General features: G+C 61.7%; 22 protein-coding genes. 3 read left to right on the top strand and 19 right to left on the bottom strand.

What is annotated here, in order from left to right:
* Positions 1-41: 41 nt before the first annotated feature.
* The 7 genes from PVT67_RS14510 to PVT67_RS14480 form a co-directional block, all read right to left on the bottom strand.
* Entirely contained in the window at positions 42-1,112 is a 1,071-nt protein-coding gene (locus tag PVT67_RS14510) for a serine hydrolase domain-containing protein (RefSeq protein ID WP_301494743.1), read from the bottom strand.
* 169 nt (positions 1,113-1,281) lie between these two features.
* On the bottom strand, positions 1,282-2,325 hold the full coding sequence (locus tag PVT67_RS14505) for a MerR family transcriptional regulator (protein ID WP_301494741.1): 1,044 nt from the start codon (positions 2,323-2,325) through the stop codon (positions 1,282-1,284).
* A gap of 206 nt (positions 2,326-2,531) precedes the next feature.
* Positions 2,532-3,173 (bottom strand): hypothetical protein, encoded by a 642-nt coding sequence (locus PVT67_RS14500; protein ID WP_301494739.1) that lies wholly within the window; start codon positions 3,171-3,173, stop codon positions 2,532-2,534.
* Complete coding sequence (locus tag PVT67_RS14495) at positions 3,148-3,795, bottom strand: hypothetical protein (RefSeq protein ID WP_301494737.1); 648 nt, start codon at positions 3,793-3,795, stop codon at positions 3,148-3,150. Before PVT67_RS14495 ends, PVT67_RS14500 begins: the two co-directional genes overlap by 26 nt.
* A gap of 1,332 nt (positions 3,796-5,127) precedes the next feature.
* Positions 5,128-5,601, bottom strand: coding sequence for a hypothetical protein (locus tag PVT67_RS14490; RefSeq protein WP_301494735.1), 474 nt, complete (start codon positions 5,599-5,601; stop codon positions 5,128-5,130).
* Between the two features lie 529 nt (positions 5,602-6,130).
* Entirely contained in the window at positions 6,131-7,117 is a 987-nt protein-coding gene (locus PVT67_RS14485) for a sensor domain-containing diguanylate cyclase (protein ID WP_301494733.1), read from the bottom strand.
* A gap of 421 nt (positions 7,118-7,538) precedes the next feature.
* The gene (locus tag PVT67_RS14480; RefSeq protein WP_301494731.1) at positions 7,539-8,303 is read right to left on the bottom strand and encodes an EAL domain-containing protein; all 765 of its coding nucleotides are present in this window, start codon (positions 8,301-8,303) and stop codon (positions 7,539-7,541) included.
* 506 nt (positions 8,304-8,809) lie between these two features.
* On the opposite strand from PVT67_RS14480, the gene PVT67_RS14475 reads away from it, so the two are divergent.
* Positions 8,810-9,541, top strand: a complete 732-nt coding sequence (locus PVT67_RS14475; protein WP_301494729.1) for an endonuclease/exonuclease/phosphatase family protein — start codon at positions 8,810-8,812, stop codon at positions 9,539-9,541.
* Here the strand turns inward: PVT67_RS14475 and PVT67_RS14470 are convergent.
* The 7 genes from PVT67_RS14470 to PVT67_RS14440 form a co-directional block, all read right to left on the bottom strand.
* Entirely contained in the window at positions 9,520-11,289 is a 1,770-nt protein-coding gene (locus PVT67_RS14470) for an ABC transporter ATP-binding protein (RefSeq protein ID WP_301494727.1), read from the bottom strand. The genes PVT67_RS14475 and PVT67_RS14470 overlap by 22 nt on opposite strands.
* A complete protein-coding gene (locus tag PVT67_RS14465; protein WP_301494725.1) occupies positions 11,286-11,840 on the bottom strand; it encodes a TlpA family protein disulfide reductase in 555 nt (184 codons plus the stop codon). The genes PVT67_RS14470 and PVT67_RS14465 overlap by 4 nt, the downstream gene beginning before the upstream one ends.
* Positions 11,837-12,376, bottom strand: coding sequence for a MauE/DoxX family redox-associated membrane protein (locus PVT67_RS14460; protein ID WP_301494722.1), 540 nt, complete (start codon positions 12,374-12,376; stop codon positions 11,837-11,839). Before PVT67_RS14460 ends, PVT67_RS14465 begins: the two co-directional genes overlap by 4 nt.
* Entirely contained in the window at positions 12,369-13,247 is an 879-nt protein-coding gene (locus PVT67_RS14455) for an SDH family Clp fold serine proteinase (protein ID WP_301494721.1), read from the bottom strand. The genes PVT67_RS14460 and PVT67_RS14455 overlap by 8 nt, the downstream gene beginning before the upstream one ends.
* The gene (locus PVT67_RS14450; protein WP_301494719.1) at positions 13,244-14,254 is read right to left on the bottom strand and encodes an MvdC/MvdD family ATP grasp protein; all 1,011 of its coding nucleotides are present in this window, start codon (positions 14,252-14,254) and stop codon (positions 13,244-13,246) included. The genes PVT67_RS14455 and PVT67_RS14450 overlap by 4 nt, the downstream gene beginning before the upstream one ends.
* Positions 14,255-14,319: 65 nt before the next feature.
* The gene (locus PVT67_RS14445) at positions 14,320-14,493 is read right to left on the bottom strand and encodes a hypothetical protein (RefSeq protein ID WP_301494716.1); all 174 of its coding nucleotides are present in this window, start codon (positions 14,491-14,493) and stop codon (positions 14,320-14,322) included.
* 292 nt (positions 14,494-14,785) lie between these two features.
* Positions 14,786-15,076, bottom strand: coding sequence for an antibiotic biosynthesis monooxygenase family protein (locus PVT67_RS14440; protein WP_301494714.1), 291 nt, complete (start codon positions 15,074-15,076; stop codon positions 14,786-14,788).
* Positions 15,077-15,212: 136 nt separating this feature from the next.
* Between PVT67_RS14440 and PVT67_RS14435 the strand changes: the two genes are divergently transcribed.
* Entirely contained in the window at positions 15,213-15,653 is a 441-nt protein-coding gene (locus PVT67_RS14435) for a MarR family winged helix-turn-helix transcriptional regulator (RefSeq protein WP_301494712.1), read from the top strand.
* Positions 15,654-15,924: 271 nt separating this feature from the next.
* On the opposite strand, the gene PVT67_RS14430 is transcribed toward PVT67_RS14435, so the two are convergent.
* The gene (locus PVT67_RS14430) at positions 15,925-16,800 is read right to left on the bottom strand and encodes a LysR family transcriptional regulator (RefSeq protein ID WP_301494709.1); all 876 of its coding nucleotides are present in this window, start codon (positions 16,798-16,800) and stop codon (positions 15,925-15,927) included.
* Between the two features lie 247 nt (positions 16,801-17,047).
* Here PVT67_RS14430 and PVT67_RS14425 point away from each other — a divergent pair, with 247 nt between their 5' ends.
* Complete coding sequence (locus PVT67_RS14425) at positions 17,048-19,969, top strand: RICIN domain-containing protein (RefSeq protein WP_301494707.1); 2,922 nt, start codon at positions 17,048-17,050, stop codon at positions 19,967-19,969.
* 67 nt (positions 19,970-20,036) lie between these two features.
* Here the strand turns inward: PVT67_RS14425 and PVT67_RS14420 are convergent, their stop codons facing one another.
* The 4 genes from PVT67_RS14420 to PVT67_RS14405 form a co-directional block, all read right to left on the bottom strand.
* A complete protein-coding gene (locus PVT67_RS14420) occupies positions 20,037-20,390 on the bottom strand; it encodes a hypothetical protein (RefSeq protein ID WP_301494705.1) in 354 nt (117 codons plus the stop codon).
* Positions 20,391-20,525: 135 nt separating this feature from the next.
* Positions 20,526-23,336 carry an ATPase gene (locus PVT67_RS14415; protein ID WP_301494702.1) on the bottom strand — a complete coding sequence of 937 codons (2,811 nt, stop codon included), beginning with the start codon at positions 23,334-23,336 and terminating at the stop codon, positions 20,526-20,528.
* A gap of 95 nt (positions 23,337-23,431) precedes the next feature.
* Positions 23,432-23,965 carry a condensin complex protein MksE gene (locus tag PVT67_RS14410; RefSeq protein WP_301494700.1) on the bottom strand — a complete coding sequence of 178 codons (534 nt, stop codon included), beginning with the start codon at positions 23,963-23,965 and terminating at the stop codon, positions 23,432-23,434.
* Positions 23,955-25,178, bottom strand: a complete 1,224-nt coding sequence (locus PVT67_RS14405) for a hypothetical protein (RefSeq protein ID WP_301494698.1) — start codon at positions 25,176-25,178, stop codon at positions 23,955-23,957. The genes PVT67_RS14410 and PVT67_RS14405 overlap by 11 nt, the downstream gene beginning before the upstream one ends.
* Between the last annotated feature and the right edge of the window lie 6 nt (positions 25,179-25,184).

Here is a 25,184-nt window from a genome sequence, read left to right as displayed (position 1 = left end):
TGTGCCGATGGCAGCTGCGCTGCGGCGAGGGGCTGGGCCTGTTATTGCCAAATGCCCAAGGCGACCAGTTTGTTGGTGAAGCGTTCCGCGATCTTGAAGCGGGGGGCTTTGCTGGCATTGGTCAGCAGCACCAGGGCATTGCGTTTCCCCGGGTAGGCAAGGACCAGGGACTTGTAGCCCCGGATGCTGCCGGGATGCCGCGCCACGAGCTGGCCGTCTTTTTGGTAGAGCTGCCAGCCGAGGCCCACGTCGATATCGCCCCAAGGCGTCTTGGCCCTGGGCTTGAGCATCTCCTGGTAGCTGCGCTGGGTGAGAAGGCGCTTGTCCATGGCCAGGGTGAGCACCAGCCAGTTGGCCAAGTCAGAGACGTTGGAGACCAGGCCCTCACAGGGAAAGAACGCCGGATCGTAAGGCCGCTGCTGGGCGCGAGGAAGCGGTTTGCCTTCATAGGTCGGCAGCGCTTCGGACATGACGCCCGAGACGCCGTCGTAATAGCCGCTGCTCGACATCCCCGCCGGCACCAGTATGTGGCGCTTGATGTACTGGTCGAAGGGCATGCCCGAGACTTTGCCGACCACGGCGCCCAAGAGGTTGAACCCCGTGTCGCTGTAATTGAAGACCTTTTGGCCCTGGCTGGTTGCCAGGCTGTCGCCAACGGCTTTCAGGTATTGTGCCTGCCGCCGGTGGGCCTCGTGCGGCACCGGCCGCACCTGATCCCGAAGTCCCGACACATGGCTCAGCAGCTCCCTGATGGTGATGTCGGAAGGGCCCAGTTCAGGCAGGTAGGTCGAGACCCGGTCGTCCAACTGCAGCTTGCCCGCCTCGACAAGCTGCATCACGGCCTGGGCGGTAAAGAGCTTGGAGATCGACGCCAGCCGGAACAGCGTACCGCTGGAAACCGGCTGCTGGTGTCCTTGGTCGAGAAAGCCGGCGCCATCGGCGAACACCACCTTCCCATCCGCTATCACGGCCATGGCGATGGCCGGGATCTGATAGTCCTCCTGGATACTCTGTAATTCCTGGTGCAACGCCGGGAGCGGTTTTTCTGAAACGGCCTGGGAAGAGGCTGGGATCAGCGAGAGGGCAAAGATGATGCTGCTTAATATGCGCATGAAGGGGCCTGGTCGATATCCTTCCGTGTTCGGTGGTGGCTCATGGCCTGATGTTTCGATGGAAGGCTGTGGGTGTGCATTGTCCTACTGCCTCTGCGCAGTTCATCAGCTCTGGAGCGCTTGGGTTAAGCCGACCTCAAAAGTGGACTTGAGGTCGGCTGGGACTGTCTTATTGCGCCGTCACCTCAGCGCCTTGCACCCCTGACAGCGCCTGGGCGATATACCCCAGCAGCGCCTTGTCGATGAAGGTCCCTTCCAGCAGCTGGGGCTCTGCCTGGTGTGCCGCCCTAATCTTCGCGTGGGTCTGTGGATCGTCACCGGCATAGGAGCGGAACAGCGCCATCCACTGGGCTGCCAGGCGCTGCATCTGGGGGGCGTCGGGGGCTGTGCCTTCTTCCAGTTGCTGGCGGACGGCGCCGATCAAGGGTGGCCATAGGGCCCCCTGCTTGCCGTAGTTGGCGCGCATGAACTGGAATTCTTCTGGCGAGAGGTACTTCTCGTAAATCGCCAACTTGCTCTGGGTAAAAGCGCCTTGGATATAGGCCATCATCTCGGGCGTCACACCACTCTGTTCCTGCGCGTCCGGCTCCTGGTACTGCATGGTGTTCAACTTCGCCAGCAACCTGGGATCGCCATCTGTGTCACGCACCAGCATGGCCATCCAGCGCCTGGCCAGGGCCTGCGCCTCAAGGCCCTCAGCAGGCACCTCGGCGCCCATTGCCTGATGAACCTCGTCCACGAGGGACGCCCACTCGGCCCTTACCGCCGTATCCTTCGCATCTAACAGCGGCAGTCTTTCAATCTCGTCAGCCGAAAAATACTTGTCGTACATTGCCATCATCTCCAGAGTCGTTAACCAATCGGCCAACGCCGGTTCTTCCCCTCGCTGCAGCTGCTGATGGAGCTCGGACAAGCGGCCATGCAGCCTCCTGCCCTCTTCGAGCTGCCGCGCCAACGACGCCATCTGTTGCTCGACAATGGCTGCGAGGTTCCTGCCGGGGTCCGCCAGAACTGCCCCGATGTCGGCCAACGGCAAGCCAAAGCGCTTTAGCGCCTGGATCTCGTGCAACCGGGCAACGTCGCCACGGTCATACAGCCTGTAGCCGCTATCGGAACGAGCTGAAGGACTAAGCAACCCAACGGCGTCATAGTGGTGGAGGGTGCGAACCGTCAGGCCACAACGCTGGGCCAGCTCCCCTACTTTGAACAACATGGCATCACTCCTTCTTCAAGCTCGCCGACAAGGCTAGGCCCTCACGTCGCGTCAGGGTCAAGGCCGCCGATTGCTTCTTTTATCTCCATGGAGGCTGGAGCCCGGCTATATGGAGACAGGATTAGCCTGGCGGTTACCCACAAAAGCAAGTGGCCATAGGGCTAAATCGGATAACAAAACGGTACTTTCACCTTGTTAGGTGCCATTCAATCCACCTCGTTTTGAGTAAAGTGCTCACATAAAATTTTTTGCCCAGTGTTTTCCGATTTATTTAGTGGAAAATCGTACACGTCAAGCAATAGCTGCTCGACATATTTTGAAAGCCTATTTTGCATTTCTACATATGTGAAATATATAAGCAACTGGTCCGAAAAATCTTTGTTTTCCCAATGAGTTCGTAAACGTATACCAATGTTGCCCTTACCAACATACAGCGCTCTCATGTGAAAACGTTCATGCTCAGCACAATAGTCACTTTTATGCCAAAGGATGTACACACCCTCTTTATGATCCAGGCCCCATTCGTTGATGTGATGATCGCAGATATTCCGGTCACTAAACCAACCAATGTTCATCCGGGCAATACTTTGCAAGGAAATAGGATTTGCAAGTTCACTTGCTGCGATTAGATCAAACTCATTGTCAGTCTGACCGCATTGACAAGCACAATCTTGAAAGCATCTCGCCACAGTATTATAGATCCTCTGATTGTGTAGCCTAACGCCCAGCACAGGGGCCCCGTGGAGTGGAGGCAACTTGTGGTAAGTTTGCGCAGCAAACCACAAGTTGCCGGAACGTAGCGGGGTCCCTTGCTGCTGATTGTTATGCGTCACGCAGGTTTCGATCATAATTACGTTTAACCGCTTTTAAGAAAGCCATATTGCTATCTGCAATTTCACTTTTTATCTTCACGTTATCTATAGTCAATATTGAACGAAGCGTCTTATTAACCGTTGGATTTTGCCAAACTATATTCCTCATAGCCATAAACACACGGAGAGACATCAGCCTATCGTATTGCGCACAAATATTTAAACTTGATGTCATTATTGCATCAAAATCATCTAAACCTAACACCTGCCCTTTTGCCGCCAATGACCGAACACGTGCGACTCTATCTGTACAAGGAGCAAGGTATTTTTGAAACTCCTCCGAATCACGAGTTCCTTCTTTCTCAAAGTATTCTATTGCACCCTGTTCGATATCTGAAAACTCTTGTCTGCTTTTAATGGCAATTTGAATATAGTTTAAAAACTCCAAAGCAGGATAGACTGCATATATGAGCTCATGAAGTTCATCCATAAAATCATCTAAATATTCAACAAATATATCTGCGCGCTTTTGACTTTTCCATGTGCTTAATGCACTCCAGGCAATGAATGCGGTAATTACCGTAGCGCTTGTGGATATTAGATTGTTTAAGTCTATTCCTGCCAAGTAACATAACAATCTATTCAAAATATTATCCATATGTTCCTTCGCTATATTTCAATTCTTTGTGCGCCAAGCCATGAAGACATGGACCGCGCATAACAGCGTAATAGTGCGCATACGCGCTTTGTCTCATTAGACCAGTGCCTATAAGGTTGTACAAGGCGCTGATCCCCCTATGTATTTCACCAGTGTCATAATATGTCCAAGGATGAAAACGAGCATGCGCGTTATCATTCCAGCCCCGGCTCGACTATCTACTCATCGGATCACGATAAAACCCGCCGCATGAACCACTTGCTACTGGTTGGAGGTGTGAAAACGCGCATTGGTCGGGAAGGATAGTACGCATCCGCCTGCCTACAATGCCGTTCATACTGTATGCCCATCCAAAAAAATTGAAGGGAGCTGGCCGCTGTCCAACGGCCAACCGTGTCAAACCGTCTTGATTTAGCCAAAAGGGCGGGTGGTATGCCTGCGGCATGGCTTGTTGCTTGCCGGGTCCCGCCCCGGCGGGCGGGATACTTTGTTTTCGCACAAAGTCAGCGGGGCTGCCCATCCAAAGGCACCGCCCCTGGCGTTACGCGATGTCCTTACCTCTGGTCGCTCGGAGGCCACCGGCTCATACGCGCTCCCGGCACGTATTCGCCTGCACCTGGGCGGCCCCCTGCCGTCCTGTCTCGGCTGGCCTTTCACTCCCGGCGGTAAGGCGCTCCACTTAAAAGGGGCTCCGGGGTCTCACCTGCCAGCTCGGTTAGCTGTACTGGGCTCTTGTTTCTTCCTTGCGTTGTGCAGAAGCACGAACGGAGTTGCGGGACCTCAGGCCAGAAGCTTAAGCCAATGGTGATGGCGCTTTCGCCCCGTTAAGCGCAGCGCTGAGGCGCCGGGAGCGTGAGCTGGCGCGACAAATTTGCCGGGAGCAAATTTGAACATCGGAACCTGCGACGATGGCCCGTTAGGGCGAGGACCAGGAAGGTCCGAGTAACCAGGGACGCCGAGCGAGCGGAATACGTGGTTGGACCCGCGTATGCAGCGGTCAGCGGCAAGCGACCAGAGGCGAAGAACAAGCGAAGCGTGGGGCCAGGTTTTGGCTGGGCAGTCCCACTGACTTTTGCCGCAAAAGTGCCGCGCATGCAGGGCGCCCCCTGCAAACAAAAAGCCGTGCCGCAGGCACCATCAAGACACGCTACCCCCCTGAGTTGACGGGCCTCACTGTTTTCGTTTCTAAGACAATCCCCCCTCCACAGGTCCCGACTTTTGCCCTCGTAGGTGGTCTTCCACTCCGGGTCAAGCCGCCCACGTCATCAGCTCGAGACGGTTCACTGGCCCTGTCCTTCACGCAACTCCTACACAAAGGAAGGCAGCTGCACGTCAGGCCGGTTGGGGCGCCGGTGCCAAGGCCCAGCGGGAGGCAAAAGCGATAGGGATGCCGAACAGCAGCGTGTGTGACAAGAGGTCAAGGATCGTCGCGACGAGCTTGAAGGCCACAGGGAAAGGGAATGCGGAAAGCGGCAATACGATGAGCCGCATGGCCAGAAAGACGATAGCGCCAAAGGCGATACCACTTGCCAAGGGGGAGCGCACCAGCGCCGGCAAGCGCAGGGCTAGAGCGAGAAAGATCCCGGCCCACAGCAAGGACATGAAGAAATGCAGGGCCAGGCCCCATGCTGCCATGCCAAGCCCCCCGGTAAGTGCCGCGTTGCCGAACAAGCCGCTGGCGACGATTTGAAGCAGGCGGACAGGGGGATGGCCGTTGTAGGCGGCAAACGAGATGGCAAAGGTGATATCGAGGGCTCCTGCAACCAAGCCACCGAGGAATACTGCGGAGAAATACCGGTTATTCATTGTCGTGGTTCCTAAGTTATCTTCGCGAGGGCTCTCGCTTTTGTTGATGAGCTCAGCTTGGCGGTGCAGTGCGAATGTCTATCCACATGGCCTAGACCCCAATCTGCGTGAAGACGCGGCTTCCCACTTTCAGGGACGCCCCGTTACTGCAATGGTTGGGCTGGATGAGTCAATCTTCCTTTAGCCGTCAGGGACGTCGTGAAAATGGCCGTTATACAACGAGGTGATGTCTGGAAGGGCTTGGGAAGTCGAGTCATTGGCGTCAGCCTGGCAGCACTCTTGCTCGCCGCATCCTGTCAGACCTGGGACAGCGGCGCTCCCTGGACCGCATCCTGCAAGTCAAAGCCTTGTTGCAAGGCTTGCCCGAGGCACGCTACCGCCCTTGGAATCAGGTTATCCAAAGTCCCTTTACTCGCCAGCTAACTGGCTGAAATATAAGCATGCTTTTGCAGGCATAACAACAGGAAGCCGGCCTGCGACCGGCCTTGAAGCCCGTGTAGGGGGAAAAGGGGGGAGGGGCCGCCGCCCCTCAAGCCTTCTTACGCGCCAGCTTGACCGCATACATCCGCTGGTCGGCGAGATCCATCAGCTGCTCGGGATCGACACCGTCTTCGGGGAGCAGGGCATAGCCCATGCTGGCCTGCAGCCGGTATTCCCTGCCCTCGAAGGCAAAGGGCGGGGCCATGGCAGATTCGAAGCGCCGGATGGCGGGCACTATGCCGCCTTTCTCGTCGATCGAGGTCAAGAGGACGGCGAACTCGTCGCCGCCCAGCCGGGCCGCCGTGTCGGAATGACGGCTGGCCTGCTGCAGGCGCTTGGCGAATTCGAGGATGACGGCGTCGCCGATGCGGTGGCCCAGGCTATCGTTGATCTGCTTGAGGCCGTCCATGTCGATCATCAGCAACATCGCCGGCTCGCCGCCGCGGCTGGCCTGGGCCGTGGCGTGGCGCAGCCTGTCCATGAAGAGGGCGCGGTTGGCCAACCCCGTCATGCCGTCGTGGGTCGCCCTGATGAAGAGGTCGTGGATGTCGTATTTGACCGAGAAGAAGATGGCCGCCGCCACCACCTCGGACAGCAGGCCTAGCAGGGTGATGTCCAGCGGCTTCAGGCTGCTCGGCTTGGCGAACATGGCCTTGAGCACCCCGACTGTGGTGCCCTGGTGCTTGAGGGGCATGACGATCATGGAGCGCAGGCCGACCTGGCGGCAGGCCAGGCGGTCGACCCTGGGATCGGTTTCCGAGTCTTCGCAGCAGAGGGTTTCCCCTTTCTGGACGCAAAGGCCCGAGAGGCTGTCTTCTATCTTCAAGCGCAGCCCCAACTGGGCCTTGGCGATGCCCGAGGCGGCCCGGTAAACCATCTCGCCATCCTCGGCCAGCTCTATGACGGCGCCGTCGGCCTGCACCAAGGGGACGGTCTGCTCGACGATAAATTGCATCACGCCGCCCAGATCCAGGCCGAGCTTGGCGATCTCGGCCTGGATCTGGATGACTTGCATCAGTTGTTCACGCGAAGGCATGGTCTATTCCTGAGTCCAGCGGCTCTGGCCCAATGGCGGGGAAGTACCGCTTGCTTAGCACATCAACATCCTGCCGTGCGTTTGGGCCTGGCATGGGCGCAGGCTCACTATCCTTACCACAGTATGTGCCGCCGATACCGCTCCCGCTCCTTTCACCCCATTACAGCCAGCTACGATAATGGTAATTCATTGAAAGTAAAAGATATTGTTCGCTGAAGCCGGCGCGGCGCCCTGCCACCGACGGCGGGAGCTTTACCCTTGTTGTCACGAGGCTGGGATGACAAAGACCGTAACGGCATCTTCACGCGCAGCGGACCCTTGGCCGGGCCAGTCAAGGTGGAATACGCCAGGACGGTGGCAACGAGCCCCCTGTCACTTCCTACGGCGTCTTGCTTTTCAGTGGGAAGTTGCCGTCCGCATTTTATCTGTTTTGCCAGTCTATCTCGGCCAGTGCCTCATAAGCCGGGCGGGCGAATAAGAAGCCTTGGAAGAGGTTGATACCCATTTCCCGCAACGCCACGTATTCCTGTGGCGTCTCGACTCCTTCCGCTATCACTTTGATGCCCAGTTCTTCGCTGGTGGCCATGACGCCTCTGACGATGGCATGCTTGCGGCCGTTCTTGTCGATATCCCGGACCAAGTGCATGTCGAGCTTGAGAATGTCGACGTGCAGATCCGCCAGCATGTTCAGGCCTGAAAAGCCGGCGCCGAAGTCGTCCAGCGCCGTGGTAAAGCCCTGTTGCTGGTAGTGGCGGATGATCGACTGCAGGTGCGGAATGTCGTCGACCCTTTCCGACTCCGTCACTTCGAACATGATGCGGGATATGGGAAAGCCAAAGTCTTCGGCGGCTTTGAGGGTCGTCCTGATACAGAGCTCAGGCCGATAGACGGCATTCGGCATGAAATTGATGCTGAGCAGGGACGGCATCTTGAGGCGGGCCGCGAGACTGACTGCTTTGACGCGGCAGGCCTGGTCGAACGCATAGCGGTTTTCGTCGTTCACTTGCTTGAACACCGTTGCCGCCGGCAGGTTCCCTATGCCCCTGACCAGGGCCTCTTGCGCAAAAACCGTCCTGGTGGAGAGATCCAGAATGGGTTGGAAGGCCATGGAGAAATCGAAGCCCAAAGCGGTGCCGTTCAAGCATGCTTGGCAACCCAGTTCACGGTAGTTTTTTACTTCAGACATCGGCGAGCCTTTGAGTCTTTTCGTTGGTTTACTCCCGAGACGCTCACTGAGCGGGAGACGGCCACTTGTACCTGCTGCTCGAGCCGAGACAGCAGCTGTGGATTGGCTCCTTTTGGGGATCAGACCAGAACCGAGCCACGGCGACAAGGGAGGGGAAAGGGGGACGGTCAGCCATCTTCCACACCTGAACTTATTGCTGCCGTTGGCCGACGCGCAAACAATCCCCTGATTGAAACCCCCGGGTGAACTCATGATAGTTCCATATTCTTCAGCTGGTTATATTGCCTGCCTCGGCAAAGCGAGCTCGGGAGGGCCCAGTCCCATGGCCGCCCCGTTTTGAAGGGGCGGCGCCTAGGCCTTGAATGCCGGCGCTGGCATGGTCAGGCTCTAGGCCGCGGGCGAGCTCGGCAATGGGTGGCCGTCGTCTCGGCGGTGTAGCCGGATGGCCAGCCTGGTTGCCAGGGCAGCTGCTAAGCTCACTGCATCGACACCGGCAGTAGAGATCCATGCTCAAACCCCTTTCCCTGACCCAGCACCTGGCCCATCAAAACGCGAGATTAGATGGGGACTTCGGGGTGCTGTGCTGGAACACCCAGAAACTGACCCTGGACCAGCGTTTCCAGCAGCGGCTGGGACTTTTGATGCATCAATACCCCAGCGCCATGCTGCTGTTGCAGGAGGCCAAGCTGCCGTTGGGGCAGCATTTCAACCTGGCCGGGCTTTCCTACGCCATGGCCCCCAACATGCAGACCCTGAGCCACCAGTACGGAGTGCTGACGGCGGCCAACGTCGCCTTCGACGATCTGATACCCCTGCTCAGCCGCCACCGGGAGCTGCGCTTTGCCACCCACAAGAGCGCCATGATCAGCCTGCACCTGCTGGGGGATGGTCAATCCTTGCTGGTGGCCAATGTCCACGCGGTGAACTTCGTGCATCACAAGCGCTTCCTGGCGGAGATGGAGCAGCTGATAGAAAGGCTGCATCGCCATGCCGGGCCCATGGTGGTGGCAGGGGATTTCAACGTCTGGAGCCCCAGGCGCAAACGCTACCTGGAGGCCTTCGCCAAGGCGGCGGGGCTGACCGAGGCGGTGATGGAGGACCGCCACCACGTCAAGAGCCTGTTCCAGTTGCCCCTGGACTTCATCTTTTACCGGGGGCTGAAACTGGAGATGGCCACCGCCATCGATACCGACGTGGTCTCGGACCACAACCCCATCTACGCCCGCTTCTCCCTCTGAAGGCGCTGGCCGGCCAACTGCTCCCCGAACAAACGGGCATAGAGGCCGGCCCTGTCTGCGGCCAGCTCTTGGTGAGAGCCCTGCTGTACCAGGCGCCCCCCCTCCAGCACCAAGACCCGGTCGGCCTTGATGATGGTGGCGTAGCGGTGGGCGATGATGAGGGTGGTGCGGCCCGCCATCAGGTTGTCCAAGGCGCCCTGCACCAGCATCTCGCTGGCACCGTCCAGGGCGCTGGTGGCCTCGTCCAGGATCAACAGTTTGGGGTCGCGCAGTATGGCGCGGGCTATGGCGATCCGCTGTTTCTGGCCCCCCGACAGCTGCACGCCCCTGTCCCCCACCTGGGTCTGATAGCCGGCGGGAAACTGGCTGATGAAGTCGTGGGCATTGGCCAGGCGCGCAGCCTGGATGATGGCCTGGTCGTCGGGAGCCTCGTCCCGGGCGCCGAAGGCGATGTTGTCCCTGATGCTGCCACTGAAGAGGGCGGGCTCCTGTTCGACCACGGCGATGCCCTGGCGCAGGCTTGGCCAGTCCAGGGTCCGGCTGTCTTGGCCACCAAAACGCAGGCTGCCCGACGTCGGTGGGTAGAAGCCCAGCAGCAGGGCCGCCACCGTGGACTTGCCTGCACCTGAGGGGCCCACCAGGGCGACCTTCTCCCCCTCGGCCAGGGCCAGGTTGAAGTTTTGGAGCGCCGCCTTCTCGGGGCGGCCGGGGTAGTGGAAATCCACCGCCTCGAAGGCCAGAGGGCTGGCGGTGCCGGCGTTCCTGCCAGGCTGTTCGGTGGGAGCGGAGTCCAGGATCTCAAAGACCCGCCTGGTGGCGCCGATGGCCCGCATCCAGTCGCTCCAGAAACTGCTGATGGCGCCGGCCGAGGCCGTCACCATGGCCGAATAAAGCACGAAACTGGTCAGCTCCCCCACCGTCAGGGCTTGCTGGGCGATGAGCCTGGCTCCCAGCCAGAGGGTGAACACCAGCACCAGGTAGATCAGCAGGCTGGAGTAACCCTGGAAGCCTGCCAGGTAGCGGGTTCGGGACAGGGACTCGGCCAGGGCGGCAGCCGTGGCGCCCTGGTAGTTGTGCTGGGCCCTGGCCTGGCGATTGAAGGCGTGGATCAGGCGGATATTGGCCAGGTTTTCGTGGGCCACCTTGCCGCAGTCGGCCTGGCAGGCCTGGATCCGGGCCGAGCGCCGTTCAATCTGGCCTCCCACCTTCTTGCCGAGATAAAGGCTGATGGGAATGAAGGGCAACATGGCCAGGCTCAGCAGGGGGGAAGTGGCGATCAGCAGCGCCACCCCGCCCAGGCATACCAGCACAGAGCGCAGCGAGATGGCCATGCCCATGGTGAAGGTATCCTGCAGCTCCTCCACGTCGGCGCTGAGCCTGTTGGTCAGCTCACCGACGTTATGACTGTCGTAGAAGGCGATGCCCTGACGCAGCAAAGCCTGGTGGACCAGCTCTCTGACCCTGGCTACCAGCATCAGGCCGCTGGAGTCGAACAGGTAGTAGCGCATGGCCGTGGCGCCGGCCTGCACCAACAGCAGGGCGGCCATGGCCAGGGCGAAGGTGCCGAACCAGCCGGGGGCCTGGGCCTGGTCCAGGTGGTCGATGAAATAGGCGAGGGCCTTGGGGTAAGCCAACTGGATGGCGATGGTGACTGTCATGGCGGCCAGCCCTGCCAGCAGGCGCCAACGTAGAGGCTTGAGCAGGGCCAGGCGTTTGACGTGGCTGCCCTTGTCCTTGGCGGCGCTCATGCGCTGGCCGCCAGTTCGAGGCGGATCTGCCCCATCTGGTCGAGGAAGCTCTGCCAGTCAGGGTCCCCCACGGTGCCGCCGGCCTGGAGTCGGCCTTCATGGTCCACGAAGAGGTAGAAGGGGGAGCTCAGGCTGGGATTGAGCTTTTTGTAGGCCTTGACGCCGACCCTCAGGGTCAGGGGCGCCAAGGGGGTATCGGCCAGGAAGCGGTTCAGCCGGCCCTGGCCTTCGTTGCTCACCAGCCAGAGATCCAGGCCCGCCGGTTCCAGCAGGCCAGTGAGGGCGGTTAACTCAGGCAGCTTTTCACGGCATTTGGGGCATTGGCTGGACAGGAACAGCAGGGCGCTGGCCCTGCCTTGGTGGTTCAGCAGGATGGGGCTGCCTTCGAGGGTACGGCCCCTGACGGGCGTCAAGAGTTCTCCCGGCGTGACCGGCAGCGGATCTTGGGCGACGGGCGGCTCGCGCAGCAGCCGCAGTATGCGAAAGCTCAGCGCCAGGTTGAGGGCGACGCTCAGCGACAGGATAAGCAGCACCAGTTGGGTGAGGCTCATGGTGCCGGCCTCCGGCCTTGGTAGAAGAGGGTTTCCAGGGTTTCGTGGAAATGGATAAGCCATTGGACCAGTACCAGGGCCAGGGCGCCCAGCACCGCCAGTTCCACCGGGGCCGGGGTATGGCTCTCGCCACCTGTGACGAGGTAAGCGCCGATGGCGGCCAGCAGCAACAGGTTCCTGGCGATGTCGAAACGGGACAGGGGCCTGTCGCTGGTGCCGAAGCAGTGGCAGCGAAGGTTGCCTTCCTGAACATGGCGCCAGGCCACCAGGGCGGTGAAGGCGGCCAGGGCCAGGAAGGCCAGGGCCATGGCGGCGCAGCGGTAGGTCCAGCTTCCCAGCAGGGCCAAGGCCAGCAGGGCTTCGAAGGCCACCAGCGTCCAGCTGGCGGCGCCGGCCAGGGCGGCCGGTACCCCAAAGCTGTCCACCAGGTTCTGACTAAAAGCGTTCAGGGCCCGCCCCTTGCCGAGGGCCGAGAACCCGAAGAAGAGGCCGGCCAGCAGCCGGGCGAGGAGGGCCAGGACGTCCGTTTCAGCCATGGGCACTGCCCCTTTCTTCCCATTGCCCCAGCAGGGCGGCGTCGGTCCGGGTCCGCAGCAGCTGGCGCTCGTTGGTGGCGATAAGGGCATCGTGCCAGGGGGCCTCGGGGCCTTGGCGCAGGCCGCCACCGACCAGGTCTTGCAGGCTCACCGACAATTGCCAGGCAAGGGCTTCGGCTTCGGCGTCGCGGCAAAGGTTCAGCCCCAGGGCCTGCAGCTCTTCGCCTGTGAGGGCGTAGTCGTGGGAGTGGTAGCCGAACATCAGCGTCTCGACGATCCTTTCCCTGGCCTCCTCGTCAGCGCCGGGGAGCTGGAAGGTCAGCAACGCCTTGGCGATGGCCTTGACCTCCTGAGTACTGCGGTAGAAGGCGGTCAGGGTGGGCGGGAACACGCTCTGGCAGAGCAGGGCAAGGGCCTGCTGCTGGGCCTCGGCTTGGTCCAGGCCGAACCAGTCCTGGCAGAGGCTGCCGAAGCGGCGGATATCCTGGCAGGAGAGGGCTGAGGGGGTGCCATCGGCCCCGCCTCCGTGCAGCAGCGGATCTATGGGGGAGAACAGGGCCAGGTCACCGGCGAGGATCTCGTCGCCGGCCAGGGTCAGCAGGGTGGCGGCGGACTGGCAGTGGAAGGGCACTATGAAGCCGAGGTGGTCACAATGCTTTCTCAGCAGCAGGGCGATACGGCGGCTGGCGTTGACCTCGCCGCCCCTGGCCTGCAGCAACACGTCGAGGCGTTCCACCTTACCCAACTGGCGCAGGCAGTCATGGAGGCGGGGCAGCAGGTCCAAGTCCAGATGGGAGGCGCAGAGGACCAGCGCCTTGCTCCGTCGGCACTGCTCCAGCTCCCTGAGCCCGGGGCCGAGGTCCGTTGTCATAGGCTGCGGCATTGGGCCTCCCTGGCCAGGGTGTCCGCCAAGGTCTCCATCAACCCCAACTCAGGGACCAGTTGGTCGACGTAGAGGAACTGGCCGTTGGGGTTGTTCTCGAGAAAGACGTGGTCGTTGTCTGGGGTCACTATCAGGTCCAGGGCGCTGTAGTTGAGGCCATAGCTCTGGACGAAGTGGCGGCAGCGCTCGGCCACCTCGGCCGGGAGCGCTGTTGCCTCGTAGCGGATAGGCGCCGACATGTCCCTTGAGTCCACCTGGGTCCTGGGATCGTCCTGGGAATGGATCTTGGCGGCGAACAGCCGGTCCCCGATCAGGGTCACCCGCAGTTCGTAGGCTTTGGGGACATATTCCTGGAAGTGGCAGGGCAGCTCCCTCACCCCATCCAGTTCCTCCAGGAGGTCGTCCGTTATCAGGGTGGTGGGCAGGCCCTGGCTTATCCGGTCTGCATCCCCGACTTCGTCGGCGGCCAGGTGCGGGCTGGACAGGGACTTGAAGATGATGTCGCCGCCCACTTCGGCCTTGAAGGCCCGGACGGCATCGGGGCAGTTGCTGACCAGGGAGCGCGGCACTGTGAAGCCCAGTTCCCGCGCCCGCTTGAGTTGCTCACCCTTCCACATGGCGCCGCGCATCTGCACCGGGTGGCTCATCCAGAAACAATCCAGGGAATAAAGCCAGCCGAACATGGCCTGGTCCGTCTCCTGCCTGGCATAGGCGGCCTCCTGGGGAGAGAGGTCCGGGCTCAGGAAGGCATAGGGGGCAGGTTTGCGCATCCAGGTGGCGCCCACCTGGTCGAGCTGGAGTTCGGTACCTGAGGGGAGGTGTTCCAGCATCCCGCCATGACGGCGATGGTCAAGGTGCTGGGTGAGCCGGTAGTCACGGGGGAACTGATCGAGGTTCACCCTGAAGAAGCTTTGGCCCCGGGCGGCCAGTAGGGGTTCGAGCCGGTCGGCGTGCAGGTCGTCACTGTGGGTGACGATCAGGATCTTCTTGGTCATGGCGTCTCACAACTGGCCTGAAAAAAAGCCTTGAGCCGGAGCTCAAGGCTTGTGCTTTGGCCGGCTCAGCAGTAGATGCCGCCGTCATAGGCACGGGTGGTGGAGGCGCGGGTGAAGGGGCCAGTGCAGCCGGCGGTAGCGACGTTGTCACGGGCTGTCCACTTCATGTCGGACTTCACTTCCTGCTTCTTCTCGGCCAGTTTGAAGGCGAACAGCTTGGTGTTGTTTTGCTTGGTCATCTTTGATTCCTTCAATGATGTAGCGAATGTTTTTGAGCCAGGGGATCCAGCTCAATCAAGACGTTAGCGACCTTGATTTGTTGTGTCAACAAACTGTTAATTTTTAACCTTTCGCTTATATGGCGAGGTGGACGCTGGGGTTGATTGGCCGGAAAGAGGGGTCTTGTGGCCTCTTTTGTGCAGGCTCTTTGCTCACAGTGCCCTTCAAGTAAAGAAGGACGGTGATACCTTTCTGTCCATGCGATGGCTGCCACCTGCGGCTGCCGAGGTAACAGGCGCCGCCTGGCCAAGGTCAGTCGCGGATCACCTCATAGAGGGCGGGGCCGCCTTTGACGCCCTGGGGCGGCGGGCCTAGCTCCTGGCGCATCTTGGCGGTGGCGGCCCTGAAGGCGGCTTCGCTTTCCCAGATGGCGACGTTGACGAGGTGGAAGCGGGCATCGGGGTCCAGGGCGCGGTGCAGCCGGGTGGAGATGTAGCCGGGCTGGCCGGCGAGGAAATCCCTGGCTTTTTCCCAGTGCGCTAGGGCCTCCTGCTCTTGGCCTTTGGGGATTTCGAAGGGGTTGATCAGGGTAACCTGGGCCATGTTGCCTCCAAGGGTATGGCTGATTTCTCCCGGTACCTGTGCAGGCCGGGGGCTTCGGGGTAAAATGACAGCTTGCTGTCAATGTGTGCGAATAATGACAATGTGCTGTCATTTTATCAAGGGGGAGATCCGACCCATGGATAACGAGAAAGGCCGCCTCTTCACCCAGTTGGTGCTGGCCACCTTCAAGCTGAGTGGCCTGCTGGTCACCGAAGGCGACAAGTTGGTAAAGGGGCTGGGGCTGACCAGTGCCCGTTGGAAGGTGCTCGGCGCCGTGGGCCAGAGCCTGGGGGGCGCCACAGTGCCGGACATTGCCCGCGCCATGGGCCAGGCCAGGCAGAGCGTGCAGCGGATAGTGGATGCCATGGCGGCAGACGGCTTGCTGGAGAGCCGTGACAACCCCCAGCACAAGAGGGCCAGGCTCTTTGTGCTGACGGAGGACGGGCGTCAGGTGCTGGAGAAGGCCGGGAAGCTGCAGGAGCCTTGGGCGGCAGTCCTGGCGGCAGGGCTCACCGAGGAGGAGCTGCGCCTGGCGGACCAGGTCCTGGCGAAGCTGATCGCCGGGCTGGAGGAATAAGCGGAGGACAGGGAGAGTACAGGCCCACGGGCGAGGGTACCCTGAGCTCGGTTTGGGGCACCTCCAGCCCCAGCCTTGGGGTCCCACTGCGGCAAAGGTGTCGTATCCCATGGCCGAGCCCTGGGCCTAGGGCCTTTGTCTCGCAACCCGGGCCGCTTCTTACTGAAGGAAGGGCCAGGTTTGTCCTGCCGCTATGGCGAACCGGCCGTTTCGACTTCGGTGAGATAGGGCCACCTCACCAGCTGTGACACCCAAGCCATGGCCGGGACTCTCATTGCACACAGCAGGGAAAGTGTTCGGCGAGGTAGTCGATCATCAGCCGGGTCCTGAGCGAGACCAGGCGGTCCGGCCACAGCAGCGACACCTTGCGCTCCAAGGGCTGGAATTGCGGCAGCACCGGCACCAGCTCACCGCTGTGCAGGGCTTCTTTGATCAACAGCTTGGGACCGTAGTAGAGGCCCTTGCCCTGGATCGCCTCCAGGGCGCAGATCTCGGCATCGGTGCAGGAAAAGTCCCGCCTCGGCATGAACTCCTGTTGTTCCCCCTGCGGCGAACGGAAATGCCAGTGCTTGATCGGATCGAACACCAGATGTGGGAACTGCTGCAGCTCTGGCAGCGACAGGGGCGGGGTGCTGGCCAACAGGGCCGGCGCCGCGGCGAGGATGAAGGCCAGGCTGCCGATGCGCTTGCACAGAAAGGGCGAGTCGGGCAGTTCGCCGATGAGTATCGCCAGATCGAAATCCGTCTCGTCCAAGGCCAACCTGTGGTTGCAGAGATCGAGCCGGAGTTCGATCTTCGGGTAGCTGTGACGGAAGCTATCCAGCAGGCCCCGGGCCAGCATGGAGCGGGCGAAGGCTACGGGGGCGATGATCCGCAGCGGTCCCTCCACGCTCTGACTCTGTTCCCTGGCCCCCCTGAGCAAGGCCTCGAGGGACAGGAATTGCTGGCAGCATTGCTGGTGCAGTTGCATGGCCCCGGCGGTGGGCTTGAGGTTGTTGGAGTGGCGGTTGAACAGCGACGTGTTCAGCCGCTGTTCCAGGCGTCGGATGGCGCGGCTGAGGGTGGGGACGGATACCCTGAGGTGTAGGGCGGCGCTTTTCAACTGGCCGAAACGCATGACACAGCTGAAGTAGTAGAGGTCTTCCATGGCCGAGCTCCTGACTGCTGGTTGTTGCTCTTTTGTCATGGTTACCGAAATGTAATTTAAATTGCTACTTTTTGTTCTTTAGTCCTGCCCGGCTCCTTTGGCGCTAGGCAAATTAGCGCTTTCGACTCTGGATCTGCGTTTTCAGTACTGGCTATATGCCCCCATCCGGCCCTGGCCTAGCATGCCGTCTGGGCGGTCCGCCCATCCCTTCTCCCTCCTGACCAGCAACAACATAAGGAAGCAATTTATGAGAGTCATTGGGAGCCCCGCATGGGCCAAGGTTGCCACTAATGCCGCGCCAGGCAAGGGGAGCCGCCTCAAGGCGGCGATCACCCTGGTTCTGCTGTGCGCGGCGCCGGCGGCGTCCGCTTACGACGCCGCCTGTTTCACGGAAGGCAATGCCAATACGGACGGCATCACCAGCTGCAAGGACGCAGGGCAGAGCTACTCCGCCGGATCGGGTGCCGGGGTTTGGTGGGTCCAAAACATAAGGGTCAAGGAAGGCTACCGGGTGGACTTCAGCAGGCAGGAGTGGGACGGACCCTATAGCCAATCCTGGCGCCAGGGTAGCTACGACCTGGATTCATGGTGGGAGTACTACCACGGCCGCGGCCCCTTCCAGGTTGTCCACGACGATGATTTTGACGAAAGCACCCAGGTCTGCCTTTACAAGCAACCCGGCGGCAACGGCCTGCGCTATTGCAGCGACCAGGACCTCAGCGGCCTGGCTAACTTCAACGATCTGGCAAGGTCGGTGACCCTGCCGCCAGGCTATGTGGCCGAGCTTTACGAGCATACCGGTTTCCAGGGCGCCAAGCTGACCCTGAGCGACAACCAGGATCTGGGTGACCTGGCAGGCAAGGTGTCGTCCATGAAGGTGTTCAAGGGTCTGGCCGCCTTCGACCCCGGCCAGGACTACTACCTGGTACCCGCATTGGACAAGTACCGGCTGAGCCGCTTCGCCCTGGAGCAGGGCCAGCGGCTGAGCGTTGCCGACTTGGAGGAGGAGGCCGATGGCCAACACTGGCACATAAGCAGCCTGAAGGACGGCGTTGCGGCCCTCGTCGATGGCAATGGTGCCGGCCTCTGCTTCGTCAAGCCGGAGGACCAGGCGACCCTGGGGGGCGATCCCAACAGCGATGCCTGCCGCTGGCAGGTGGAGATCGTCGAGGACAACCTGTTCCGCTTCAAGAACCGCCATTACGGCCAGTACCTGACCATGGCGGACGACAAGAGCGTCTCACTGAGCCAGGAGACGGGGCCGGGCAGCCAGTGGCGGCTCAAGGCCAAGGACGAGGTCCAGTCCTACGCCCGTTACCTGGCCGGCAATGCGCAAGAGCGGATCAGCACCGACCCGGATGCGCCCAGGGTGCCGCCGGCACAGCGCAACGCCAGCTACGGCAGCGACAACGACTACCAGCAAAACGGCTTCGACTGGCGCCGGCTCAACTGGCCCTACGTGGGCTATGTGGGCAGCAGTAATCCTACCGAGCAGCCACCGCTGATCAGCCCCTTCTACCAGGACTCACTGAGCCGCTATCCCTTCGCCGCCCCGGCCGGCTCGAGCAGTGAGCTACCGGACATGCAGCCGCAAAGCGGCTGGGAGCTGGTCAAGCACAACCTGGGCTATCACATGCTCAAGGGTGGCCAGACGGACGTGCCCTTCGACCAGAAGACCTACGGCATGCCCTATGTGATGCTGTATAACCGCTACACCGGCAGGCTGAGGGCCATAGTCCTCTATGATCAGGCCCCCGGGATCTACAACGCCGCCGCCATCGAGCTGAGCCACAGCGGTGGCAACGGCCGGGTCGCCAGCAACCTCTTCTCACCCTATGCGCCCATGTCGTTGGACAGGCAGGCGGGGACCACCAGGGTCACGGCCATGGCGCCGCTGATCGCCAACGAGGACAAGCAATGGATCTACGCCGATTTCGAGCTGGGCTATGATCCCTGCACCGCCTGCTACGCCTCGGTGCTGACCTTGAAGGTCTCGCCCATGGCCAACGGTGAAACCAGGCTCACCGGCCGCTATACCGGCAACAGCGTGCCGGTTCGCGACGCCAGCAGCTTCCTGGACGCCGACTACCTGACCAGCTATTTCAACGACGCCGGCCTGGACGATCGGGTAGGTGCCACCACCTTCAAGAGCTATCGCCAGTTCTACGAGCAGTTCAAGGACCAGAAGGATTACGCCACCGCCGTCTACGACGAGAAGCTGTGGACCAACACCTCGGACAGCGCTACCGCCCTGCAGAAGACGGGCGAAGCCCTGGGCCTGCTGGCCACGGCCAGTCCTGAGCCCATATCGTCTGCGGTGCTGGGGAGCCTGTCGTCCCTCTTCGGCTTCGCCAACTTCAGCGTACCGGCCAAGATCGAAGGCTTCGACCTGCCGCCGCCCATGCCCACGGTCACCGTCGGCGAGATGGCCCTGCGCGGAGAGACCACCTTCATGGGCAATACCGACGACGTCAGCATCGCCACGCCGGGCTCTCTGAATGCCAAGGATGCCCCTGAGACGGGTGCCTACGACAACAGCGGGGCTTATCCCACCTACAACGAGCCGTTGGGGGTCTTCGCCATGGTCAAGCTGCCCAATGTCGGTGTGGCGCAGTGGGTCTCGTCCATCGATGGTGACGGCTACAACTGCACTTCCAGTTTCTATGACGGCAGGCCCACGGGCTGCAACCCCACCACATTGGACGGCAACTTCTACTACACCCTCAATCCCAACTCGGATTGGCATCCCGAGGACGTGGATGTGTTCGTGGCCATAGAACGGCTGGAGAACGGCCGCCGCAAGGCGCAATCGGCCTTCGTGCCCATCGAAAAGTGGCAGCAGCTGCAGGTGCCGGGCTCCACCGGCAACGATGTCCGCTTCAACCTCAAGGTGGTGGTGGCCCAGGCCGGGCTGGTTGCCGGCGGTGTCGAGCGGCTGCTGGCGGACAACGGCGACAGGCCCAGACTGTTGATGACCTACAGCTATCCCTTGAAGCTGTGGCAGCAGCACGACAACGGCTACCTAAAGCGCTATCCCATGGGCACCCCCTCCGGGGTATCCAGGCCCTACCCGGACAAGCCCTTCTACCTGGACCCCCAGGAACTGCAAGGCAGCTTCTGTACGGACGGCGGTTACCAGGTCAGCCAGACGCCCCTGTCCGGCCAGTAGGCGGCAATGAAAAAGGGAGGCGTAGCCTCCCTTTTTTGCGTCCTGCACCAGGCAGGACCGGCAGGGTTCAGGGCGTTTCGCGCCCTGGGCCAAGCAGGGGGCAGAGGAAGTACATGTCCTCTTCGTCCATGTAGCCGTTGCCGTTGAGATCCACCCACCAGCGGCCGCCGAGGTAGCCGGGATCGCCTGGGCCAAATTCCGTTTCGGGGCCCATGGGGCCGTTGGGGTTGAGTTTCTGGAAGCGTCCCTGCATGGGGATGGCGTCCACCACGGCGAAGGTGTCGTAGTAGAGCCCCTGGTCCGTGACGTAGATGACGCCGCCGTTGCTACGGCGGCTGTGGCCGTTGTCGTTGCCGGGGCCGGCCAGGGCCGCCGCCGAGCAGAGCAGCAGGGCTGTGCCCAGGGTTTGGGTCAGTGTCATAGCGATACCCTCCTTTATGCCAAGTGGGATGCGGGGGTGGCACGTCACTGCAAGGAAGAGGACCAGGGGCGGCGGCCTGGTCTTTCAGGTTTTTTACCGGGATGTAAAAAAGCCGCCCGGGTGGACGGCTTGGGATCAGGCTTCCAGGGCCTCTGGGGCCAGGGCCGGGGCTTCCACTTCTATCCAGTCTTTTTCTTCCACCAGGTTGAGGGTGCCGTCGCGGGTGGTGCGGATCGGTACCACCACCTCACAGGCGATCTGCGGTTTGACCGAGGCGAAGATGGGCACGAAGCCGAAGTGGCGGGCGGTGTCGATGATGGCCCTCTGGTTGGAGGGATCGATGTCCGCCGCCTCGTCGATGTACAGCGGGATAAGGTACTTGCCCCGCTCCTTCTCGCTGAGCAGCTGGCGGATGAAGAGCATGCCGCACAGCAGCTTGATGGTGATGCGGGTCCCGTTGGAGCCGGCGGAGTCGATTTTGTCGTAGGATTCGGTGTTGCCGGCGCGGTCCGTGACCCTGAAGCGGATGTCGAAGAGATCGTCCAACGTCAGGCCGGCGCGCTCTGTGCCCACCTTGATCAGGTAGTCCTTGGCCTGGGCCAGGGCCTTGTCGTCGGTGGGCTGGTTGAGATCCAGCAGATCGAAGCTCTGGCCTTCCTCGTAGCGCTTGGAGGTCTCGAGGATGGTGTCGATGTGCTGCACCAGCTGGGGCCTGTCCACCACTTCTATCTTGAAACCCTTGAGGTTGGATATGGGGTGGCGGGTGATGCCGCGGTTGAAGCGCTCCATCTCGCCGTGCAGGCGGTGCAGGTCGCTGCGCAGCGAGGTCAGGGTGCCGGCCACGTCCACCAGGGCTGTCCTGGCCTGGCGGGCTATCACCTCGCGCTCGGCCGGCAGGTTGTGGAAGTAGTTGATCAGCTTCTGGCAGCGGCTTTCCTCGTCCGGGTCGCCGTCGAACTGGCTGATCCCCTGGCGCACCAGGTAGAGGTAGGTGTTGCTGATGTTGAGATCGTGGTCGCGCAGCTCCCGGCACTCGCGGTTGAAGTGCTCGAGGCTGTCGGCCAGGCCGTCCATGTCGAGGCGGATGTCGATCATGTAAGGGGTCTTGCGGCCCGTGACCAGATCCAGTTGATCGTCGATGCGCAGGGCCTTGGCCCGCTCCAGCACCTCGCCCTGGCGTTTGAACTGGTCCTCGCGGACCTTGAGCTGCAGCAGCTCGTCGTTGATGCGGCTCTCCAGGGCTCGCAGCTCTTCCAGCTGTTCGCGCAAGGTAGCCTCTTCCTCGGCCAGGGTGTCGAACTGGGCTTGGCGCTCAGGGTACTGGCTGCGCATCTCGTCGAAGCGCTTGAAGCCGCGCAGGGCCGCCTGCTCTTCCTCCACCTGGCGTTCCAGGGCCGCCTTCTCGGCGAGCCTGGCTTCCAGATCCTGGGCCACCCGCAGCTGGGCGCTGAGCAGTTCCAGCTCGGCTTCCTGCTGCTCTATGGTCTCTTTCAGTACCAGCTTGTCCTCGGCTGAGCTGAAGCTGTGGCTGGCCAGGTGGCTCAAGTCGATGGTGGCACCGGGCAGGTGCATCACCTGGCCGCGGATGGCGCCGGCCACCTGCTCCAGGAAGTCGCCGAAGGCGCCGTCGTCCTCGATGGCCACTTCGCCGCCCTTGGCGGTGGACAGGGCCAGCAGATCCGGGTTCAGCAGCCGGCTGAGCTCGGCCACCTCGCCGGGAGAGAGATCTTCGCGCAGCCGGGAATAAAGGTTGTACTCGAGGTTCTTGAACTGCAGCTTGTTGGAGCTGAGCTGGCGGCGCAGTTCCTTGAGGCGCCGCTCTATGGCGGACAGGGGCTGGGCCTTGACCGAGGCCAGCAGGCCGATGAGGGCCTCGTACTCGGCCTTGAGGCTCTGGATATTGGCGGCCAGGGTGGCCTCGTCCACCAGGGCGAAATCCTGGTAGAGGCCGTCATACTCGGCCAGCCATTGCTCCAGGGCCTTCTTGTTGCCCCCCAACTCCATCAGCTGGCTCTGGTAGAAATTGTTCCTGTCCTTGAGGCCGGCCTTCTCGTCGGCGAGCAGTTCGCGGCGGCGGGCCAGCTCTTGTGTCTTCTCGTCCATATGGTCGTGCCATTGCACCAAGGCCTCGTCCAGGCGCGGCTGGTAGGCGGCCAGTTTGCCCTTGAGCACGGCCCGCCCGTCCAGCAGGTTTTCCAGCGCCTGGACAGCCTGGCTTTCCTTCTCCATGGCCGCCAGCTGGGCGCGCATGCGGTTGACCTTGTCGAAGGCATTGTGCCAGACGGCCAGGAAGTCGATGCGGGCGTTGGAGAAGTGGCGGTCGAAGACCTTGAGCATGAAGCCTTTGACGTCCTGGGCGCTGAGCTTGTGCAGGTTCAGCATGCGCCTGAAGATCTCCTTGTACACGGGCGCATCCGAGACGTTGTTGAGGGGGATGAGCTTCATGTGCAGGTGGTCATAAGGGGTGGCGCCGCCGGTCAAGAGGGCGTTCAGTTCCGAGGCCTTGAGCTCCTGGGGCTGGCAGCCCCTTTCGGCCAGGCGCTCGAAGAGGCGGCCGTAGGGCACTATGGCCTTGCCCTCGGTGTAGTGGCCCAGATCGAGGGCGCCCTGGTAGCAGAAATACTGGTACTGGTAGCCGCTGGCCTTGCCGCGGCCCGCCACCCCTATGGTCATGGTGCGCTCGCCGGGCAGTCTGGCTTCCAGCAGCACATAGGACTTGTCTGAGCCGAAGTAGAACTTGCGGGTTTCCTCGAAGCTGTGGCCGTCCCATTCGGTGAGGCGCATGTCGTTGATCAGCGGGAACTGCAGGGCGTTGATCACCGACGACTTGCCGGTGTTGTTGGGGGCGCAGACCGACACCGACCTGTCCAGGGGCAGCACGCACTTGCCGTAGCCGGCGGTATTGAGCAGGGCCAGTTTGGTGAGGCCGAAAGTCTGTTCAGACATCCAGGGTCTCCTCGGCGTTGTCGGTGGTCAGGGCCAGGGCTGCATCCAAGATGCCGTGGTCAAGAGCGGGCAGCAGTTTGCCCAAGCCAGATACGTTATTCATTGGGCTCCTCCACCGTCAAAGCCAAAGCCGCGTCCAGGAAGCGGTGGCAGGGGGGCAGCAACTTGAAGCCGTCCCCTTCTTCGCGGGCAAAGCCCAGGCGCACCATGCGGTTGAAGACTTCCTTGCGAAGATCCGAGGCGCTCTGCACGTTGAGCTGCTCGAACAGCGGCAGGTGGCGGCTGACCAGGGCGTCCATTTCCTCGAACCCGAAGGTGAGATCGAAAAGGGCATTGACCGGATCCTTGCCGGCGTCCGCCAGATCTTCCACCAGGCAGTAGAGGGTCAGGGCGAACCACTGGGAGGTCTTGGACATGTTGACCGTGGTCTCGGGGGTGTTGAAGTAGAAGAAACCCCGCTCGTCGTGCTTGAGCTCATAGCCGAGGGCCGCGAACAGCCCCTGGTAGGCGTCTTCCTGGGCGCACAGTTCCAGCCAGAGGCCGGGCTCCTGCTCACTGAGGTGGTAGCCCGCCATCAACTTGCGGTGGATGTCTTCCAGGGCCTTGAGTTCGGCCAAATCAATCTGCATGGCGGCTCTCCAGCGGATAAAGGTGAAGGGTGCAGTCCTTGAGGGCCAGGGTCTGGCGCTGGCCATGGGGGTTGTCGGCCTTGAGCTGGAGGTGCTGGTAGAGGTGCAGCAGCTCGTCGGCGGCGAGACTCGGGTACTGGTCCAGCAGCCAGTGGATGGCGCTCTTGTCTTTCGAGGCCTTGAAGGCGGCCTGGACCTCGGCCGGGTCCGGCAGGTTGAGGTTGGCGGCCGGGGCGCGGTCGTCGTCCTCCGGCAGCAGCACTTCCTCTTCCTGGAAGCCGGCGATGTCGCCGAGGTAGGCCAGCAGCTGGTGCTGGCTGGCCAGGGTGCGGCGCATCGTATCGGAGGACAGCACAGGGGTGCGGCCACCCAGGGTCCGCTCCAACCCTTTCTTGCGAATTTCCCCCAGCAGTTGGCTGGCGGCCTTGGCGATCAGGGTGTTCTTGCGCAGCTCCTGGCGCAGGGGCAGCAGCAGGTCGGCGGCGCGTCGCAGGCTCTCGCGGCCCTCGTTGAACAGCACCAGGATGCGGGTGCGCAGCAGCAGCAGGGCGCCGCGCACCTCGAACAGGTGGCCGGAGCGCTCCAGGTGGCGGTACTGGTCGTTGAGCTTGAAGGCCAAGTCGTCCAAGGCCAGGGCGAAGCGGCCGTGGGGCTCGAGCATGTCCAGCATGGGCTCGATGTAGTCGTCGAAGGCGTCCAGCACCAACTGGTATCTGTGGTTCAACGACAGGGCGCTCTGGCTCTTGGCCGTCTCGGCCAGGCGGTAGATGGCCTGTTCGTTTTCCTTGAACTGACCGGCCACCTTGCGCACCAGGTTGTCGATGCGGCGCAGGTAGCGGCGGCTGTCCTCGGCATCCAGGGCGGCCAGGCTCTCCTCGAGCTTGGCGCTGAGACGGGCTATTTCGGCGAGCTGGGCTTCGACTTCACCGCTCAGCCCCAACTGGTGTTCCTTGATGAGGTACTGGACGAACTCGAAGACGGCGCCGTTCAGCTCCAGCAGGCTGGACTTGGGCAGCGGCAGGGCCACTTCCAGGGCCAGGAAGCGCTCCGCTTCCTTGAACACCTTTTCCGGGCCCCAGTCGGGGTACTGCTGGCGGATAAGGGCCTGGAGATCCTGGAAGCTGAAGGGCGCGAAGCCGAACCTGTCCACCAGGCGCTCGAAGCTGGGCCAATGGTCGGCCAGCAGGCGGATGATCTTGCTGGGATGATGCATGTGTTT

The sequence above is a fragment of the Gallaecimonas kandeliae genome (assembly GCF_030450055.1).
Taxonomy (GTDB): Bacteria; Pseudomonadota; Gammaproteobacteria; order Enterobacterales; family Gallaecimonadaceae; genus Gallaecimonas; species Gallaecimonas kandeliae.
The sequence above is the reverse complement of the archived record's forward strand: the minus strand, read 5'-3'. Positions and strand labels throughout refer to the sequence as shown.

Excerpts from the sequence above, each read along its gene's own strand:
- PVT67_RS14445 (WP_301494716.1), bottom strand. The coding sequence starts at position 14,493 with ATGACCAAGCAAAACAACACCAAGCTGTTCGCCTTCAAACTGGCCGAG.
- PVT67_RS14415 (WP_301494702.1), bottom strand. The coding sequence starts at position 23,336 with ATGTCTGAACAGACTTTCGGCCTCACCAAACTGGCCCTGCTCAATACC.
- PVT67_RS14420 (WP_301494705.1), bottom strand. The coding sequence starts at position 20,390 with ATGACACTGACCCAAACCCTGGGCACAGCCCTGCTGCTCTGCTCGGCG.
- PVT67_RS14440 (WP_301494714.1), bottom strand. The coding sequence starts at position 15,076 with ATGGCCCAGGTTACCCTGATCAACCCCTTCGAAATCCCCAAAGGCCAA.
- PVT67_RS14435 (WP_301494712.1), top strand. The coding sequence starts at position 15,213 with ATGGATAACGAGAAAGGCCGCCTCTTCACCCAGTTGGTGCTGGCCACC.
- PVT67_RS14450 (WP_301494719.1), bottom strand. The coding sequence starts at position 14,254 with ATGACCAAGAAGATCCTGATCGTCACCCACAGTGACGACCTGCACGCC.
- PVT67_RS14475 (WP_301494729.1), top strand. The coding sequence starts at position 8,810 with ATGCTCAAACCCCTTTCCCTGACCCAGCACCTGGCCCATCAAAACGCG.
- PVT67_RS14410 (WP_301494700.1), bottom strand. The coding sequence starts at position 23,965 with ATGCAGATTGATTTGGCCGAACTCAAGGCCCTGGAAGACATCCACCGC.
- PVT67_RS14480 (WP_301494731.1), bottom strand. The coding sequence starts at position 8,303 with ATGTCTGAAGTAAAAAACTACCGTGAACTGGGTTGCCAAGCATGCTTG.
- PVT67_RS14505 (WP_301494741.1), bottom strand. The coding sequence starts at position 2,325 with ATGTTGTTCAAAGTAGGGGAGCTGGCCCAGCGTTGTGGCCTGACGGTT.
- PVT67_RS14500 (WP_301494739.1), bottom strand. The coding sequence starts at position 3,173 with ATGATCGAAACCTGCGTGACGCATAACAATCAGCAGCAAGGGACCCCG.
- PVT67_RS14405 (WP_301494698.1), bottom strand. The coding sequence starts at position 25,178 with ATGCATCATCCCAGCAAGATCATCCGCCTGCTGGCCGACCATTGGCCC.
- PVT67_RS14460 (WP_301494722.1), bottom strand. The coding sequence starts at position 12,376 with ATGGCTGAAACGGACGTCCTGGCCCTCCTCGCCCGGCTGCTGGCCGGC.
- PVT67_RS14430 (WP_301494709.1), bottom strand. The coding sequence starts at position 16,800 with ATGGAAGACCTCTACTACTTCAGCTGTGTCATGCGTTTCGGCCAGTTG.
- PVT67_RS14465 (WP_301494725.1), bottom strand. The coding sequence starts at position 11,840 with ATGAGCCTCACCCAACTGGTGCTGCTTATCCTGTCGCTGAGCGTCGCC.
- PVT67_RS14495 (WP_301494737.1), bottom strand. The coding sequence starts at position 3,795 with ATGGATAATATTTTGAATAGATTGTTATGTTACTTGGCAGGAATAGAC.
- PVT67_RS14470 (WP_301494727.1), bottom strand. The coding sequence starts at position 11,289 with ATGAGCGCCGCCAAGGACAAGGGCAGCCACGTCAAACGCCTGGCCCTG.
- PVT67_RS14425 (WP_301494707.1), top strand. The coding sequence starts at position 17,048 with ATGAGAGTCATTGGGAGCCCCGCATGGGCCAAGGTTGCCACTAATGCC.
- PVT67_RS14485 (WP_301494733.1), bottom strand. The coding sequence starts at position 7,117 with ATGCCTTCGCGTGAACAACTGATGCAAGTCATCCAGATCCAGGCCGAG.
- PVT67_RS14510 (WP_301494743.1), bottom strand. The coding sequence starts at position 1,112 with ATGCGCATATTAAGCAGCATCATCTTTGCCCTCTCGCTGATCCCAGCC.
- PVT67_RS14455 (WP_301494721.1), bottom strand. The coding sequence starts at position 13,247 with ATGACAACGGACCTCGGCCCCGGGCTCAGGGAGCTGGAGCAGTGCCGA.
- PVT67_RS14490 (WP_301494735.1), bottom strand. The coding sequence starts at position 5,601 with ATGAATAACCGGTATTTCTCCGCAGTATTCCTCGGTGGCTTGGTTGCA.